We start from the raw sequence: 17,466 nt of genomic DNA on the forward strand, positions 1-17,466 counted from the left end.
GCCGCCCAACTGTTGCCGGGATCGAGTTATACTGAAGTGCGCAAAAGGAAAACCTCCCTGTTGAGAAAGTGCGCGCGATGCCCCTGAAAGACCTGATCGAAACAAGTGGCAGCTTCACGCTGTGGGTATTCGGCGTCCTGTTCTTCGTGCTGGTCATCGTGTTCCCGATCCTGCAAGCCAGGCGTAAGTTAGGCCGCCGCCTGAGGGAAATCGAACGACACAAGGACGCAGGCACGATCGGTCCGGCGGGAGTGCTGCAGGGCGCGGCCCTGCCGTGGCACTTTGACCAACTGGCGCAGATCGGCAGCGGAGGGCAGGCGCCGATGACGCTGGACCAGCGCGTGCTGCGGCCCGCGATCGGCGTGCGGCTGTTCGTCCTGGGGCTCTGCGGCGCCATGTTCTACTTCGCCTATCAGCTGGTGACGGCGGGTCATATCAACGGGTTCGAGGTCGCGGATCCCGGTCCCGCCGGCAAGACCATGATTGCCCTGTGCCTCATGGCCGCCGTGAACGGGGTGATCTATATCTTCACCTCCGAAACGCGCTATGATCGTGACATGCTGATCGTGACCCGGATGCTGTTCCATCGTCGCGAATACCGCTGGCGCGACCTGTGGAAGATCGGGGATGATGGGGCTTATGAACTGCAACTGCACTTCCACCCCGGCGGAAAGGCCAAGGTCTTGAAACACAGCGTCGGGGTCGAGGACTTCAAGGATTTCGCGCTGGCCCAGATCCGGCGCAACCGGATGGCCGATGCCTGAACTCCCCGAGGTCGAGACCGTCCGCCGCGGCCTGTTGCCGGTCATGGAGGGTGCGGTCATCGCCCGGGCAGAGGTCAACCGTCCCGACCTGCGCTGGCCCCTGCCGGACCGGATGGCCGACCGGCTGACCGGACGCAGGGTTACCGCGCTGCGGCGGCGGTCGAAATACATCTTGGCCGATCTCGACAGCGGCGAGACGCTGCTGGTGCATCTGGGCATGTCGGGGCGGATGCTGATCTCCGGCGCGCAGCTGGGGACCTTCTACCACGACCATCCCGCACCGCAGAAACACGACCATGTCGTCCTCCACATGGATGGCGGCGCGCGGATCACCTTCAACGACGCCCGCCGCTTTGGCGCGATGGACCTGATGCCGACGGACCGGGCAGGGGACCACATGCTGCTGAAGGACCTCGGCCCCGAGCCCTTCGGCAACGACTTCAACGAACCCTACCTTGCCGGGCGGCTACGGGGCCGCAAGACCCCGATCAAGGCCGCCCTCCTTGACCAGCGGATCGTCGCGGGACTTGGCAACATCTACGTCGCCGAGACCCTGTTCCGCGCCGGGATCAGCCCGTTGCGGCTTGCGGGCGACCTTGCGGAAGCCCAGGTCCACGGCCTGGTCCCGATCATCCGCGAGGTGCTGGCAGAAGCCATCGAGGCAGGCGGCTCTTCCTTGCGCGATTTCCGCCAGGCCAATGGCGAGCTTGGCTATTTTTCCAAGCATTTTCAGGTCTATGACCGGGAAGGCGACCCCTGCGAGACCCCCGGTTGCACCGGCACGATCACCCGCACCGTACAGTCCGGCCGGTCGTCCTTCTGGTGCCCATCCTGCCAGAGGTGACTTGCCAACGCGGCGTTTGGTGCTAGGAGTCCCCCAAGTCTGCCAAGAAGGAGGCCGCAATGGCCTATGAAACGCTGATCGTCGAGACCGAGGACTATGTCTCGCTGATCCGGCTGAACCGCCCCGATGCCATGAACGCCCTGAACCTGCAGCTGATGCGGGAACTCGCGGCGGCCGTGACGGCGGCGGAAGCGAACGACAAGGTCCGCTGCGTTGTCATCACCGGGTCGGAAAAGGCCTTCGCCGCTGGCGCGGACGTGAAAGAGATGGCCGAGAAGTCGTTCATCGACGTCTACTTCGATGACCTCTTCGGCCCCGAGGCGCGCGTCATCGCCCAGGCCCGCAAGCCGATCATCGCAGCCGTGGGCGGCTATTGCCTGGGCGGTGGGTGCGAACTGGCGATGCTGGCCGATTTCATCATCGCGGCGGACAGCGCCAAGTTCGGCCAGCCCGAGATCAACCTCGGCATCGTCGCCGGCATGGGCGGCACCCAGCGCCTGACCCGCGCGGTCGGCAAGTCCAAGTCGATGGATATGCACCTGACCGGCCGCTTCATGGACGCCGCCGAAGCCGAACGCTGCGGCCTGGTCAGCCGAGTGGTTCCGGCCAAGTCTCTGATCGAAGAGACGATGAAGGCCGCGCAGAAGATCGTCGAGAAGTCGACGGTCACCGCGATGGTGGTCAAGGAATGCGTCAACCGCTCGCAGGAGACCAGCCTGGCGGAAGGCCTGCTGTTCGAACGCCGCATGTTCCACGCGATGTTCGCGACCGAGGACCAGAAGGAAGGCATGGCCGCCTTCCTGGAAAAGCGCCAGCCGCAGTTCCGCGACCGCTGAGTTGATCGAGGCGGGGGCTTTTCTTTCCGGTTCTTATCCCCTATAGGCAGCGCCACATGCGCGTGGGCCCGCTTAGGCAAGAATCAGATCCATCCTTCGGGATGGGGCCTTCTGGTCTTTCGTGCGACAGAATTGAAACCGATCGACCGCAAGGAAGCCACCCATGGCAAATACTGAACAGTCCAAGAAACGCGCCCGCCAGTCCGAGGCCCGTTACGCCGTCAACAAGGCGCGCCGCTCGCGCATCCGTACCTTCCTCCGCAAGGTGGAAGAAGCCATTGCCTCGGGCAACGGCGAAGCTGCCCAGGCTGCGCTGAAGGCCGCCCAGCCGGAACTGGCCCGTGGCGTGACCAAAGGCGTCCTGCACAAGAACACCGTTGCGCGGAAGATGTCGCGCCTGGCCTCGCGCGTGAAGGCCGTGGCCGCACCGAAGGCCTGATCCGACCGGATCGGACCGAATCCGGAACAGTCAGGGGCGCGCCCGCAAGGGTTGCGCCCTTCGGCATTTCTGCGCTTTCCGGATGAGGATTTTTGACCCCGCGTTGCCGATTTGCCAGAGCCATCGGATTCGATTTTCCGGAATCTCTGTCAAGCGCGTTGTTCGGTTGCAGAGCCCGCGCGGGGGTTGTTAGCGTGACCCTGCGATTCACTTCGTCTTGGGGGACAAGAACGGGTCGCAAAGGAAAAGCTGCTGCACAGACCGTGCGCCCCAAGGGGCAAGGGATCTGAGTTTTTCTTTTGCGATCAAATGATTGGCGATGGCGTTCAAGCCATCCCGTCTTGCGTTGCCATGCTGCCGGATGACCGGCTGGTTGGCGTGCGCGGTTCCGTCCCACTGACAGACTGCAGTCCCTTCGGCCCTTTCGGGCTGGGTGGCGGTTTGGTCGATCTGGCTCGCACAAGTAGGAAACAGGGCAGGATCAGGGCGTTAGGCCCGAGGCTCAGGGAAGTGGCAGGTTATCGAATGACGAATGAAACCTGGGGGCAGGTTCGAGAAGAGCTGATCAAGCGGGTCGGCAAGCACAACTACACAACGTGGATCGAACCCCTCAAGCTTTCACATCTGAAGAACGGGGTCGCGCGGTTTGAAGTGCCGACGATCTTCTTCGGTGACTGGGTGCAGCGGAATTACGGCGACCACATCCGGACCCAGCTGACCAGCGCCGGCGAATCCGTTGACCGCCTGGAATTTGCCGTGGGAGCCGCCCCGGCCGCCCAGCCCCAGAAGGCTACGAAACCTGCCGCCCGGACGACCCGGGCCCGGGTGTCCGAGGAAGAGCTGCCCGGCGCGCCGCTGGACGCGCGCTTTACCTTCGACAGCTTCGTGGTCGGCAAGCCGAACGAACTGGCCCATGCCGCTGCCCGTCGCGTCGCCGAAGGCGGGCCGGTGACTTTCAACCCGCTGTTTCTGTATGGCGGCGTCGGCCTCGGCAAGACGCACCTGATGCATGCCATCGCGCATGACCTGCAGGCCCGCCACCCGGAACTGCGTGTCCTCTATCTCTCGGCGGAACAGTTCATGTACCGCTTTGTCCAGGCGCTGCGTGACCGCCAGGTCATGGACTTCAAGGAGCTGTTCCGGTCCGTCGACGTGCTGATGGTCGATGACGTCCAGTTCATTGCCGGCAAGGATTCGACCCAGGAAGAATTCTTCCACACCTTCAACGCCCTCGTGGACGCCAACAAGCAGATCGTCATTTCCGCCGACCGCGCCCCGGGCGAGATCAAGGATCTGGAAGAACGCATCAAGTCGCGCCTGCAATGCGGCCTGGTCGTCGACCTGCATCCGACCGACTACGAGTTACGCCTGGGCATCCTGCAGCAGAAGGTCGACTTCTACCGCAGCCAGTACAAGGGCCTGGTCCTTGCCGATGGCGTGCTGGAGTTCCTCGCGCACCGCATCACCACCAACGTCCGCGTGCTGGAAGGCGCGCTGACCCGTCTCTTTGCCTTTGCCTCGCTCGTCGGGCGCGAGATCACGCTGGATCTCGCCCAGGACTGCCTGGCCGACATCCTGCGCTCGTCCGACCGGAAGCTCTCGATCGAGGAAATCCAGCGCAAGGTGGCTGAACACTACAACGTCCGCCTGTCCGACCTCATCGGGCCTAAGCGCCTGCGCACCATCGCGCGCCCGCGCCAGGTGGCGATGTATCTCGCCAAACAGCTGACCCCGCGTTCATTGCCGGAAATCGGCCGCCGCTTCGGGGGCCGCGACCACACCACGATCATGCACGGCGTGCGCAAGATCGAGGAGCTGATGACCACCGACAGCCAGCTGGCCGACGATCTGCAGCTTCTGCGCCGCCTTCTGCAGGGCTGAGGTCAGGGGCCGCACTTGACGGCCCCTGCAAAGCCTTTCACAGTCCACTCCAACACTTGTGAACCGGTGGAAACCGGATAAATTCGTCGTCCCTTCAACGGGTCGGCAGGGGGAAGCCAGATGAAGCTCTCGATCGAACGCGCCACGCTCTTGAAAGCGCTTGCCCAGGCGCAGTCGGTGGTCGAACGCCGCAACACGATCCCGATCCTGGCGAACGTCCTGATCGAGGCGGACGGCGCGCAAGTCAGCTTCCGCGCCACCGACCTGGATATCGAGGTGGTGGACCGCGCCCCCGCCATGGTGGAACGCGCCGGGGCGACGACGGTCTCTGCCGTCATGCTGCACGAAATCGTCCGCAAGCTCCCCGATGGCGCGCTGGTCAACCTGACCGAGGACGCCGCCGCCGGTCGCCTGACCATCACCGCGGGCCGGTCGACCTTCAGCCTGGCGACGCTGCCGAAGGAAGACTTCCCGGTGATGGCCTCGTCGGAATACTCCTCGAACTTCTCTGCCAAGGCGCCGGAGCTGCGGCGGCTGTTCGACAAGGCGAAATTTGCGATCTCGACCGAGGAGACGCGTTATTACCTGAACGGCGTCTACATGCACGTCTCGCAGGGTGAGGGCGGCAAGGTCCTGCGCTGCGTCGCCACCGACGGCCACCGCCTGGCCCGCATCGACGCGCCCCTGCCGGAAGGCGCGGACGGCATGCCCGGCGTCATCGTGCCCCGCAAGACGGTGGGCGAACTGCGCAAGCTTCTGGACGATGACGACGCTTCCATCGCCGTCTCGGTGTCCGAGACGAAAGTTCGGTTTGCGACCCCGGCCATCACCCTGACCTCCAAGGTAATCGACGGCACCTTCCCCGACTACACCCGCGTGATCCCCACGGGGAACACCCGCAAGCTGGAAGTCGACGCGTCCGAGTTCGCCAAGGCCGTCGACCGCGTGGCGACCGTGTCCTCCGAACGCTCCCGCGCCGTGAAGCTGTCGCTGGAGGAGGACCGGCTGATCCTGTCCGTGAACTCGCCCGACAGCGGGGCTGCCGAGGAAGAGCTCGCCGTCGCCTACGGCGATGACCGGCTGGAGATCGGCTTCAATGCCAAGTACCTCTTGGAAATCGCCAGCCAGGTCGACCGCGAGAACGCCGTGTTCCTCTTCAACTCCTCCGCCGACCCGACCCTGATGCGTGAGGGCAACGACACCTCTGCCGTCTACGTCGTCATGCCGATGCGGGTCTGACAACCGCTTGCACTGAAAGGGAAATCCGGTGGGCGGTCTGGCGATCGAAACCCTCGCCCTGTCGCATTTCCGCAGCCACCGGGCCACGCGGCTGACCTTCGACGGCCGCCCCGTGGCAATCACCGGCCCGAACGGCGCGGGCAAGACCAACATCCTGGAAGCTGTCTCCTTGCTCTCCCCAGGCCGGGGCTTAAGACGTGCCGCCGCCGAGGACCTCGCCCGGAAGCCCGAGGGCTTGGGCTGGAAAATCACCGCCACCGTCCAGGGCCTGACGGCTGCCCACGACCTCGAGACCTGGGCCGAAGCCGGCGAGGCGCGGCAGGTCCGCATCGACGGCAAGGCCGCAACCCAGGCCAGCCTTGGCCGCATCCTGCGCGTCTTGTGGCTGGTCCCGGCGATGGACCGCCTCTGGATCGAGGCTGCCGAGGGCCGCCGCCGCTTCCTTGACCGGATGACACTCAGCTTCTTCCCGGAACATGCCGAACACTCGCTCACCTACGAAAAGGCGATGCGCGACCGGAACCGGCTGATCAAGGACCAGGTGACCGACGCGCACTGGTATGCCGCCCTCGAATCCCAGATGGCCGAGGCGGGCGAAGCCATCACCCGCCACCGCCGCGCCGCAATTGCCCGTATCGCCACTGCCGCCGATCCTGCCAGCGCTTTCCCCTCTGCCGACCTTACCCTCACCGGCCCCGAGGGCAGCGAGGAACCGCAAGACCTCGCCCAGGCCCTCGCCGAATGCCGCCGCCGCGACATCGCAGCGGGGCGCACCCTTGTCGGCCCCCACCGCGCCGATTTGCTGGCCCGCTACACCGCCAAGGACATCCCCGCTGACCAGTGTTCCACCGGCGAGCAGAAGGCCCTTCTCATCAGCCTGATCCTCGCCAATGCCCGTGCTTTGGCGCAGGACCTTGGCCGTGCCCCGATCCTCCTCCTTGACGAGGTCGCCGCCCATCTCGACGAACACCGCCGCGCCGCGCTCTATGATGAAATCTGCGCGCTGGATGCCCAGGCGCTGATGACGGGCACCGAAGCTGACCTTTTCGCCGCACTCGGTGACCGGGGCCGCACCCTCCGCGTCGCCGAAACGCAAGGTATGTCCGCGGTGACCACATGAGGCCGGAGACCATTCCCGAACACTTGCTCATAAACGCCGACGAGGCCGCCATCGCCGCGCTTCTCGCCCGCTGTTTCACCACCGACTTTGGCGGCCGCAGCTTCTTCCAGACCCGCCATACCTGGCGCCACGTGCTCCGCCATGACGGTCAGGTCATCGCCCACCTCGCCGTCCAGCTGCGCGCCGTGCGGCTGGGAGAGGACCTGACGACCATCGCAGGCATCGCCGACGTCGCCACCGACCCGGACTATCGCGGACAGGGCCATGCCGCGACCCTCCTGCAAACGGCCATCTCGACCGCCCGGCAGTCCCCGGCCCGCCATGTCGTCCTGTTCGGCACCGCGCAGCTTTACCCCGCCGCGGGCTTTCGGCCGATCCGCAATCCGCTCACCTACATCGACCTGACCGATGCCCGCAGTGGCCCGCTCCACCGCGACCGGCCCGAGGAGCACCTGCAAGTCCTTGATCTGGCGTCCACTCCTTGGGACGAAACCAAGCCCCTCGACCTCCTCGGCGGCCTGTTCTAAACCCCTCCAATGACCGTCTCGCTCCACGAACTCCTCCTCTACGCGCTTGGCATGGCGGGCCTATGGGCCGTTCCTGGCCCCGTCTGGGTCGCCCTGACCGCCCGCGCCCTCTCCGGAGGCTTTGCCGCCGCCTGGCCGCTTGCCGTGGGCGTGGCGCTGGGCGACCTGATCTGGCCGCTTGCGGCCATCCTCGGCCTCAGCTGGATCGAGACCGCCTACGGAGATTTCCTGTCCATTCTCCGCTGGGTCGCCGCCGCGATCTTCCTGGTCATGGGATACCTCCTGATCCGCAAGCCCGCCGCCACGCTGAACGCCGACAGCCGCCTGACCCGTCCCGGCATGTGGGCGGGCTTTTCCGTGGGCGTCGCCGCGGTGATCGGCAACCCGAAGGCGATCCTGTTCTACATGGGCGCGCTGCCCGGCTTCTTCACTCTGGAACGCCTGACCGCCCCCGACATCGCCGTCATCATCGCCATCTCTGCCCTGATCCCGGCGCTGGGAAACCTGGGCCTCGCCCTCTTCCTCGACCGCGCGCGGCAGCTTCTGTCCAGCCCCGAAAGCGTGCGAAAGCTGAATGTCACCTCGGGCATCCTGCTTATCGGTGTCGGGCTGGCAATCCCCTTCCTCTGATCGCTAAATCTTGTGTGCGGGACGTGACATTCCCCGGCCAAACCGCTATAAATCGCGGGCAACGACAAGGGTTTCCCACGCATGGCTGACCAGCCCAAGAACACCGCCGCATACGGCGCTGATTCCATCAAGGTTCTCAAGGGGTTAGAGGCGGTTCGCAAGCGCCCCGGCATGTATATCGGCGACACCGACGATGGCTCGGGCCTGCATCACATGGTCTACGAAGTCGTCGACAACGGCATCGACGAGGCGCTGGCCGGTCATGCGACGGAAGTGGTGGTGAAAATCCACGCCGACGACAGCGTTTCGGTGCGCGACAACGGCCGCGGCATCCCGGTCGACATCCATGCCGAAGAGGGCGTCTCGGCGGCCGAGGTCATCATGACCCAGTTGCACGCCGGCGGGAAGTTCAACAACACGGACGACAGCGGCAACGCCTACAAGGTCTCCGGCGGCCTCCACGGCGTCGGCGTCTCGGTCGTGAATGCCCTGTCCGAATGGCTGGAGCTGACGGTCTGGCGCAACGATACCGAATACCGCGCCCGGTTCGAGGATGGCGACTGCACGATCCACGTGCACGAGGTCGGCCCGGCCCCCGGCCGCAAGGGCACCGAGGTGCGCTTCCTCGCCTCGGCCAAGACCAACCGGCCGGACGGGACGTTCTCGAACCTCGACTACAGCTTCAAGACGCTGGAGACGCGGCTGCGCGAACTTGCGTTCCTGAACTCCGGTGTCCGCATCATCCTGGAAGACGAACGTCACGCCGAGCCGCAGCGGATCGAGCTCTTCTACGAAGGCGGCGTCCGCGAATTCGTGAAGTATATCGACCGGTCCAAGTCCAGCGTGATGGCTGAACCGATCTATATGGTGGGCGAAAAGAACGGCATCGGCGTCGAAGTGGCGATGTGGTGGAACGACAGCTACCACGAAACCGTACTACCGTTCACAAACAACATTCCGCAGCGCGACGGCGGCACTCACCTGGCCGGTTTCCGGGGCGCGCTGACCCGCACTATCACCGGTTACGCCCAGTCCTCCGGCATCGCCAAGCGCGAGAAGGTGGATTTCACCGGCGATGATGCGCGGGAAGGGCTGACCTGCGTGCTGTCGGTCAAGGTGCCGGACCCGAAGTTCTCCTCGCAGACCAAGGACAAGCTGGTGTCGTCGGAGGTCCGCCCGGCGGTCGAGAACCTGGTGAACGAAAAGCTCGCTGAATGGTTCGAGGAAAACCCCGGCCCAGCCAAGATCATCGTCGGCAAGATCATCGAGGCCGCGCTGGCGCGTGAGGCCGCCCGGAAGGCCCGCGAACTGACCCGCCGCAAGACCGCGCTGGATGTGGCATCCCTTCCCGGCAAACTCGCCGACTGCCAGGAACGCGATCCCGCCAAGTCGGAACTTTTCCTTGTCGAGGGCGACTCCGCCGGCGGTTCCGCCAAGCAAGGGCGGTCACGTTCCAATCAGGCCGTCCTGCCCTTGCGCGGCAAGATCCTGAACGTGGAACGCGCCCGCTTCGACCGCATGCTCGGCAGCCAGGAGATCGGCACTCTGATCACTGCCCTCGGCACCGGCATCGGCCGCGACGAATTCGACATCGGCAAGCTGCGCTACCACAAGGTCGTCATCATGACCGACGCCGACGTCGACGGCGCCCACATCCGGACGCTGCTCCTCACCTTCTTCTTCCGCCAGATGCCCGCGCTGATTGAGGGCGGCTACCTCTACATCGCCCAGCCGCCTCTGTACAAAGTCGCCCGCGGCAAGTCTGAGGTTTACCTGAAGGACCAGGCCGCGCTGGATGACTACCTGATCGAGATGGGCACCGAAGGCGCCGTCCTCCGCCTGACCGACGGGCAGGAAATCGCCGGCAACGACCTCGCCCGAGTCATCGAAGGCGCCCGCCAGTTCCGCCGCGTGCTCGACGCCTTCCCGACCCACTACCCGCGTCCGATCCTGGAACAGGCCGCCCTCGCCGGCGCCTTCGATCCGGGCAAGGCCGACGCCGACCTGCAACTGGTCGCCGACACGGTGGCCAAACGCCTGAACCTGATCGCGCCGGAGTTCGAGCGTGGCTGGCAAGGCCGCATCACGCAAGACCACGGCATCCGCCTGTCCCGCATCCTGCGCGGGGTCGAGGAGCTCCGCACCCTCGACGGCGCCGTCCTCCGCTCGGGCGAGGCGCGCAGGCTCAGCCAGATCGCCGGCCAGTACCGCGACATCTACCGCGACCCCGCCCGCCTTGTCCGCAAGGATCGCGAACAGGCGATACACGGCCCCATCGACCTGCTGAAATCCATCCTCGCCGAAGGCGAAAAGGGCCTCACGCTCCAGCGCTACAAGGGCCTCGGAGAGATGAACCCCGACCAGCTGTGGGAAACCACCCTCGACCCCGAGGCGCGGACGCTTCTCCAGGTCAAGGTCGACGACCTGGCCGAGGCGGATGACATCTTCTCCAAGCTGATGGGCGACGTGGTGGAACCCCGCCGCGATTTCATCCAGCAGAACGCCCTGTCGGTCGAACATCTGGATTTCTGACGGGGGCTGTTCGGATACTTCCGGTCATGGCAATCTCCGCCCGACAGTGACGGTATAGGGACAGGCCATGGCATCCGGACGACGTGACTTCCTGGGCATCCTGGGGGCTGCCGCAGCGGCGGCGACGGCGACCGTCTACTTCGGTCTGGGTGGCAACATCCAAAGCCTGCTGCCCGGCCAACAGGGCGAACCGGTCGAGATCCGCATCGCCTCGTCGGTGACCAAGAAGGCCTGGCTGGAAGCCGCCGTCGCCAGCTTTGCCGAAACCGGGGCCGAGACCGCGGCGGGCCAACCGATCATGGTCACGGTCTCGTCCGTCCTGTCCGGCGAATCCATGCTGCAGATCGCCGACGGCACCCTGCAACCCACGGTGTGGAGCCCGGGCGAAGCCGCCTGGGTCGACCAGTTGACCCAGAAATGGGCGCTGAAGAACCCGAAGCCGATCACCAGCGCCGCCTGCGCACCCACTGTCCACACGCCCGTTGGCCTCGCGATCTGGGAGCCGATGGCCGAGGCGCTAGGTTGGCCCGACCAGCCGATCCGCATGGCGCAACTGATTGATCTGGCGAACAATCCTGAAGGCTGGTCCAGCCTTGGTCATCCGGAATGGGGCAAGCTGCGGCTCGGGCATACCCACCCGCAATACTCCAGCGCGGGCCTTCTGTTCCTGACCCAGGTCATCTATTCCGTCACTGGCAAGACGCAAGGCATCACCGCCACCGACATCTACTCCCCCCAGGTGCAGACCGCGCTGGAGACGCTCGCGGCCAACACCTCGAAGTACGGGATGGTCACCACCGACCTCTTGAACGCCATGGCCGCGCGGGGGCCAGCCTTCCTGCATGTCGCCGCCGCCTTCGAGGAAGGCACCATGCGCACCAACGCCGAAAAAGGCGCACAACTGCGCTGGCCCCTGGTCTTCGTCTACCCCGCCGATGGCACGTTCTGGAGCGACCATCCCTACTGCATCCTGGACGGGGCCAGCTGGGTCACGCCCGAACAGGCCGAGGCCGCGCAGCTGTTCCTCGACCACCTGAAATCCCCCGACGTGCAGGCCCAGGCGGCGAACCACTTCGTCCGGCCTCTCGACGGCGCCATTCCCCCGGATTCGGCGCTGGCGAAGGTCGGCCTCACCGATCTTGCGGCCTCGCCCGCGACGATCCCGAACTTCGCCATCCCCTCTCCGGACGTGTCCGAGGCGATCATCGACCAGTTCTACAACACCAAGCGCAAGGCCACCGTGATCCTGGCGCTGGACGTCTCGGGCTCGATGTCCGGCGAACCGATCCGTACTGCGACGGAATCGACGGCCGAGTTTCTGGGGCGCTTGCACCCGAAGGATCGTGTGGGCCTGATCGCCTTCAACGAAACCCCTCAGATCCTTACCCCGATTTCGCCGGTGTCCGATGTGGTCGAACGGCTGCGCCAGCAAGTCCTGTCCTTGCCGGCGGATGGCGGTACCAACCTGCACGGGGCGGTCTGCCGGGCGGCTGATCTACTCCGCCAGGAACAGGCCGCCGACCGCGCCCGGGGCGAAAACCGCCTCTACGGCATCGTCGTCCTGTCGGACGGCAGGGACACGACCGGCGAATTCTCGGCCAACCAGATGATGGCGACCTGCCTGTCGGCGACCGATGAGTCCGGCGACGGCCCAAGGGTCTTCGTCCTCGCCTTCGGGACCGAGGTTGACGGGCCGCTGATGGATCGCCTGGCGCGCGAAACCGGCGGGGCGCGGTTTGATGCCGCCGTGGGTTCGGTTGGCAACGCCTATCTCAAGATCTCGGCCGAGCAATAGCGCATGGCCCCGACCCCCGACCGTGGCCCCTCGCTGCGCCGCCGCCTTGCCCGCCGCCGTCTCTGGGATGCGTTGGCCGACCGTGGCGCGGCGCTGGCGCTGGGGGCGGTGCTGATCATGACCGCCGGAGCCTATGTGCTGGGCGTGCGCGGGGTCCTGACCCCCGTCGCCTGGCAGGCGGGCCTGGCCGGAGGCCTGGGCTTCGTCGTCCTGCGGGCGCTTCTCGGCCTCGTCTCCCGCCCCGATGACCCCATGGTCCTGCGGGAAGAACTGGCCGCCCTCTTCGGCGAAGAGATTCGCGCCGATCCCGATGTCACCCGTCTCGCGCGGCAGGCCATCGAACAGCGCCTGCAGTTGGCATCCGCCCAGGCCGGCGCGCCCCGGGCCCTCGCGCGGGCAGTGGGGACGGTCCTGCCCTCGCTGGATCAGCGCCTTGATACCATCGCGTATGAGGCACGCTCCGCCGCCTCGCGTCGGGGGGCAGCGCGGTTTCAGGCCGGGATGGCGCAGATGGCCCGCCAGCGCCTGACCGAGGTCACCCGCATTGCCGAAGGCGCCGAGCCCGAGGTCGCCGCCACCGCACGCAAGGCCGCTGACGGGCTTAGCGCTCAGGTTCAGGCGACGGGCAGCCTCGTCGCCCATGCCGATGACCGCCTGATGGCCCTGGACCACGCCGTCGCCGAATTCGGCACCTTGGTCGCGCAGGCCCTGCTGTCACTGTCCAAGGGCGACCAGGCTGCGCTGGAACTGCTGGGCCGCGACCTCAAGGCGGGCTTTACGGCCAAGTAGCCGTCAGACCAGCCAGCCCAGCGGGTGCGCCGAAAATCCGTGGCAGGCAGACCCGTCGGGGAAGTCGATCGACCAGTTCTCCGGCGTGGTCACCCGGCCTTCGCGAACCCACCGCCCCCAGCGCGCCGCGATAATCGCGTGGATGTCCTTGCGGCGGCCAAGCTGTTGCAGCGCAAGGAAAAGATAGTGGTGCATGAAGGGGCTGGCGAGCGCGGGCTGCCCCTCCACCACCCCGTCGCGCAGGTCCAGCGACCGCGCCACGATCCGCTCGGCCAGACGTTCCGCATCCGCCCCCTCGACCACCCCAGTCAGGACCAACAGCGCCAGCCCAAGCTGACTCGCCGCCTCTCCACCCGGACTTTCGCGCCATCCGTCCGGCCCCCAGAGCCCCTGCAAGGCCCGCGTCATCTCCCCCGCCTGCTCCGCCCAATCCGTCGTCCGACCAACCTGCCCGGCCATCCCCGCCGCCAGCCGCAGCGCGTGCAGATAGCGCAGGTTCAGCGTCAGGTTCGGCTCCGCCCGGCTCATTGGCGACCAGTCCAGAAACAGCCGCCGCCCCGGCGGATTGCGCAGCAGGCCATCCGGACCCCGCGCCAAGGCGATCCGCTCCAGCATCCGGACCAGCACACCCCAGTGCCGCTGCCACACCGCCTCTGGCTCGGCCACCCCCGGATGCGTCGCGCAGCCCGCCAGCAGCTCCACCCAGGAAAAGTTGTAATCCGTCACCGCATAGGCTGGCACTTCCCCCGGCAGGACCGAGGGCAGAAGCCCCTCTGCATCCACCCCCTCCGCCGCCATGTCGATGGCGAACAGCAGAGGCCGCGGATCATCCGAAATCCCCCGCAGCGCCCAATCCTGGGCCACGGCGTCGCCCAGCCAAAGACTGCTTTCCCGCCAGACCCCATCGACGAACCCGTCCTGCAGGCAGGCAAGCGTCGTCCGGCGGCACATCTCCGCCACGCCTTGCATCGTCTGGTCCAAAGCGGGCAGAGGCCGCTCCATCACCGGCGTCACCGGCAGCCGCGCATGGAACTTGGGGGCAGGAGAAATCCCACCCCCCTCCAGCGCAAACACCAGATACCGGGCGCCGCGAACAGTGAACCCCCCCACTACCTGCCGCCCCGGCCGCAAAGTGAACCGATCCGTAGGCCGCATCCGGCAATAGGTCTCCGGGTCGGGCAGCAGCAACTCCCCGTCCCGCAGCTTCTCAGCGTACGAGATCAGCAGCCGCTCACCCCCCGCCGCCGTAAGTTCGACGCCGCCCAGACAGGCCCGGCTTTCTCCAAGGTCGAAGATCCAGATCGCCGAAGTGCCGCGCGGCAGAAGGGCGGGGTTCGTGCCAGACTGCGTAAGTGAAAAGGCTTTTCGCAGATCGCCGTGCGGATCATCCGAAGGAAACACCGAGGCCCCCGTCCTGACCTGCCAGGGCGTCGCAAGGTACCGCACTTCCTCCCCCGGTAACGCCGTCGCCCGTGGCCGAAGGCTCTGCCAGATCGGCCCCTCCGCCCCCTGCACCACCCGCGCCGCGTCCCAGGCAGAGGCATCAGCCTCCACCCAATCCTCCTCCAGCCGCAAATCCCGGTCTTCAACCCCCGTGCCGTAGATCGAGACCCGCTCCACCCGGTCTGACCACGACCGATCCCGCCGGGATTTCCAGTGCGGGCCGGTGGTCTCGGCGACCTTTCCATCCACTTCCAGCCACCCGATCAGCCCACAAGCCCCGCGATGGACATAGGCAAAATGGGAATGACCGGGCGAGTAGACCTGTACGGCGATCCGGTTCACTCCCGGGCGAAGCAGATTCGTGACCAAACGTTCATCCACCGCCATTGACGCAGGCCAGGACCGCTCCGGACCTCGCCCCACAAACACCCCATTCACCCAAATCCGGTACCGACTGTCTGCACTTAACCGCAAAACGGCCTCGCGCGGCGCAGCCGAAAGCGAAAAATCCGAGCGAAAGTTCACATATGCGTCGCGCAAGTCAAAAGGATGCGCCGGGCCGATCCAGACCGTGCCTTTAGGTGGCTTCACTGCAGCGTCCCGTATTGCGCCGCCAGCTTGTTCACCAGCCGGTAAGCTCGCACCAGCCGCATCGGCGGAATGTCCGGCTGAATGAAGTGCCCGCCGTTGAAGATGAACCCGCCACCCGGCGCGTAGATGCCGAAGCGTTCGGTGATGTACTCGTCCAGCTCCTCGCCGTCGTACTTCAAGAGCCCGTCGATCACGTCCAGCGACCCGTAGATGACGATCTTGTCGCCCCACTTCGCCTTGACCTCACGCGGGTTGATTCCCGCGCTTTCCTGCACCGGATGCCAGGAGGTGTAGCCCATCTCGATGATGTCATCGACGACCTGCAGGATATAGCCGTCCGAATGGAGGTTGACCGGCATCCCTCTGGATCTTGCGTGCTGCACCACCCGCATCGCATAGGGCTTGATGATCGCCCGCCAGGACTTCGGCGAGAACAGCATCGTCCCGTTCGACCCCCAGTCGTCGGACAGGGTCATCATGTCGACCCCCGCCTCGATCATCTGGTCGACCTGCACGCACATCCAGTCGGCGTAACGGTCGAAGAAATTGGCCATAAGCTGCGGATTGCCGCCCAGGTTCATCCAGCAATTCTCGATCCCAAGGAAGCTCGACGTGCCCTCGACCATCCCCCAGCAATGCGCCAGCACGCAGCGCTTGCCCTTGTGGTCGCGGATCGCCGTGGCGATGTTCGTGCCACCAAAATCGTAGTTCCAGTCGGTGAAGTTCAGCCACTTCGGATCGCGGGGGTCCTCCAGCGGAACGTCGGCCAGTTCATGGATGTCGAACTTGCGCCCGTGCTGGTTCGGGAAGGGCATGAGGCCGACGAAGACGTCGATCCCGAACTCCTCGATGAATTTCTCCCGCGGGCCGTAGTCGGCTTCAAGCCGCTCCAGGAACTGCTTCTGGTACAGCCAGCAGTCGATGGGCGTGCGGTCCACCGGTTGGTGGTTGATCGTCGCCATCACGCGTTCATAACCGTTCATTCGTATTCCTCCAGAAGCAGCATCCGCCGCCAGTCCTCCAGCCCCACTCCAGCGACGAATTCAGAGTGGAACCCCTCCCAATGCACCTGCTCCCACTGCGGAACGATGCCCCGGATTTCGGCCGGGCACTTGCGGATCAGCTCGGCATAGGCTGACTCAAGCAGCCGGTAGCCCGAGGTTGCAGAGACCTTGTAACGCGGGTGCGGCGCGATCAACCCGTCCTCGACCATCGCCTGATCCAGCACGTCCGACATCTGGTGCAGAAGCTCCAGCTTCCGCTCCCAAGGCGTCGAAAGCTTCGGCGCTTCCTCTACGATGGCCGCCAGCCGCGCGCCCATCCGGGGCAGGCGATGGAACATCACTGTCAGCCACTTGTCATAGGGATAGTATTGCCGGTCCAAGAGGAACGCCATCTGTACCCCCCAGCGCAGGGACCGGGCAAAGGTGGTGCTGGCGTAAAGCTCGTTGTTCCGCAGAAGCGCGCGCTTCAGCGCATAGACCCCCATGCCGCTGAAATACCGGCACCAATGCGCCAGCCGCCGCAGCCGGACTTCCTCCGGATAGTAGGCCGCCAAGGCCTCGCGCACGGCAGAAAACCGGCCCGAGGGATCATGCCAGACCTCCCCTGCGATGACATGCATCATGTCCTCTTCCGGGATTGCCAGCCATTGTGAATGACTGTTCGGTGGGGCGTCCAGCCCGATGGTCGACCGCAGGTGATGCTCCAGCGACCCCAGCGCCACGCCCTTGGTCCGCGTATACCCCTCGCGCAACTCGCGACCCCGCCAGACCTGCGGCAGGCCTTCGGCCAGCGCGTCCTCGATCGCCGCCCCTCGTGCCTGCATCACCACTTCAGGCAGCAGCACGTTCACCCGCAGCCCGAAGTGGTGGTCGGTGGAATACTCGTCATCCAGCCGCAGGACCTCGGACCCGTAGCCGAAGACCCCCGCCGCCATTTGTGCGGTCTCGGCCGGAAAGCGCGCCGCAAGGAACGAATGCACCACCTCGTCCCAGAAGGCATGGCTTTCGTCGATGATCGAGTGCTTTGTCATC

Annotated in this window: 15 protein-coding genes; 12 read left to right on the forward strand and 3 right to left on the reverse strand. The window is 65.7% G+C overall.

Annotation, left to right across the window (positions count from 1 at the left end):
- The first annotated feature begins 77 nt into the window (after positions 1 to 77).
- From AC2EAL_RS05560 to AC2EAL_RS05615, 12 genes are all read left to right on the forward strand, one after another.
- Entirely contained in the window at positions 78 to 764 is a 687-nt protein-coding gene (locus AC2EAL_RS05560; protein WP_484723171.1) for a hypothetical protein, read from the forward strand.
- A complete protein-coding gene (gene mutM, locus AC2EAL_RS05565; protein WP_484723172.1) occupies positions 757 to 1,608 on the forward strand; it encodes a bifunctional DNA-formamidopyrimidine glycosylase/DNA-(apurinic or apyrimidinic site) lyase in 852 nt (283 codons plus the stop codon). The genes AC2EAL_RS05560 and mutM overlap by 8 nt, the downstream gene beginning before the upstream one ends.
- Before the next feature lie 59 nt (positions 1,609 to 1,667).
- A complete protein-coding gene (locus tag AC2EAL_RS05570; RefSeq protein WP_484723173.1) occupies positions 1,668 to 2,444 on the forward strand; it encodes an enoyl-CoA hydratase in 777 nt (258 codons plus the stop codon).
- A 163-nt stretch (positions 2,445 to 2,607) separates the two neighbouring features.
- Positions 2,608 to 2,883, forward strand: coding sequence for a 30S ribosomal protein S20 (rpsT, locus tag AC2EAL_RS05575; protein WP_484723174.1), 276 nt, complete (start codon positions 2,608 to 2,610; stop codon positions 2,881 to 2,883).
- Positions 2,884 to 3,408: 525 nt separating this feature from the next.
- A complete protein-coding gene (gene dnaA / locus AC2EAL_RS05580; RefSeq protein WP_484723175.1) occupies positions 3,409 to 4,764 on the forward strand; it encodes a chromosomal replication initiator protein DnaA in 1,356 nt (451 codons plus the stop codon).
- Between the two features lie 120 nt (positions 4,765 to 4,884).
- Complete coding sequence (dnaN, locus tag AC2EAL_RS05585; RefSeq protein WP_484723176.1) at positions 4,885 to 6,003, forward strand: DNA polymerase III subunit beta; 1,119 nt, start codon at positions 4,885 to 4,887, stop codon at positions 6,001 to 6,003.
- A 28-nt stretch (positions 6,004 to 6,031) separates the two neighbouring features.
- Positions 6,032 to 7,123, forward strand: coding sequence for a DNA replication/repair protein RecF (gene recF / locus AC2EAL_RS05590; RefSeq protein WP_484723177.1), 1,092 nt, complete (start codon positions 6,032 to 6,034; stop codon positions 7,121 to 7,123).
- Positions 7,120 to 7,650 carry a GNAT family N-acetyltransferase gene (locus tag AC2EAL_RS05595; protein ID WP_484723178.1) on the forward strand — a complete coding sequence of 177 codons (531 nt, stop codon included), beginning with the start codon at positions 7,120 to 7,122 and terminating at the stop codon, positions 7,648 to 7,650. Before recF ends, AC2EAL_RS05595 begins: the two co-directional genes overlap by 4 nt.
- A gap of 9 nt (positions 7,651 to 7,659) precedes the next feature.
- A complete protein-coding gene (locus AC2EAL_RS05600; protein WP_484723179.1) occupies positions 7,660 to 8,280 on the forward strand; it encodes a LysE family translocator in 621 nt (206 codons plus the stop codon).
- Positions 8,281 to 8,361: 81 nt separating this feature from the next.
- Entirely contained in the window at positions 8,362 to 10,812 is a 2,451-nt protein-coding gene (gyrB, locus tag AC2EAL_RS05605) for a DNA topoisomerase (ATP-hydrolyzing) subunit B (protein WP_484723180.1), read from the forward strand.
- 67 nt (positions 10,813 to 10,879) lie between these two features.
- The gene (locus AC2EAL_RS05610) at positions 10,880 to 12,607 is read left to right on the forward strand and encodes a VWA domain-containing protein (protein ID WP_484723181.1); all 1,728 of its coding nucleotides are present in this window, start codon (positions 10,880 to 10,882) and stop codon (positions 12,605 to 12,607) included.
- 3 nt (positions 12,608 to 12,610) lie between these two features.
- Positions 12,611 to 13,396, forward strand: coding sequence for a hypothetical protein (locus tag AC2EAL_RS05615; protein WP_484723182.1), 786 nt, complete (start codon positions 12,611 to 12,613; stop codon positions 13,394 to 13,396).
- Between the two features lie 3 nt (positions 13,397 to 13,399).
- On the opposite strand, the gene AC2EAL_RS05620 is transcribed toward AC2EAL_RS05615, so the two are convergent.
- From AC2EAL_RS05620 to AC2EAL_RS05630, 3 genes are all read right to left on the reverse strand, one after another.
- Positions 13,400 to 15,181: an alpha-L-rhamnosidase-related protein gene (locus AC2EAL_RS05620; protein WP_484723183.1), complete on the reverse strand. Its 1,782-nt coding sequence runs from the start codon at positions 15,179 to 15,181 to the stop codon at positions 13,400 to 13,402.
- A 245-nt stretch (positions 15,182 to 15,426) separates the two neighbouring features.
- Positions 15,427 to 16,413, reverse strand: coding sequence for a uroporphyrinogen decarboxylase family protein (locus AC2EAL_RS05625; protein ID WP_484723184.1), 987 nt, complete (start codon positions 16,411 to 16,413; stop codon positions 15,427 to 15,429).
- Entirely contained in the window at positions 16,410 to 17,465 is a 1,056-nt protein-coding gene (locus AC2EAL_RS05630) for a DUF4037 domain-containing protein (RefSeq protein ID WP_484723185.1), read from the reverse strand. Before AC2EAL_RS05630 ends, AC2EAL_RS05625 begins: the two co-directional genes overlap by 4 nt.
- Position 17,466: the final 1 nt, after the last annotated feature.

This window comes from Tabrizicola sp. T74 (genome assembly GCF_057219935.1).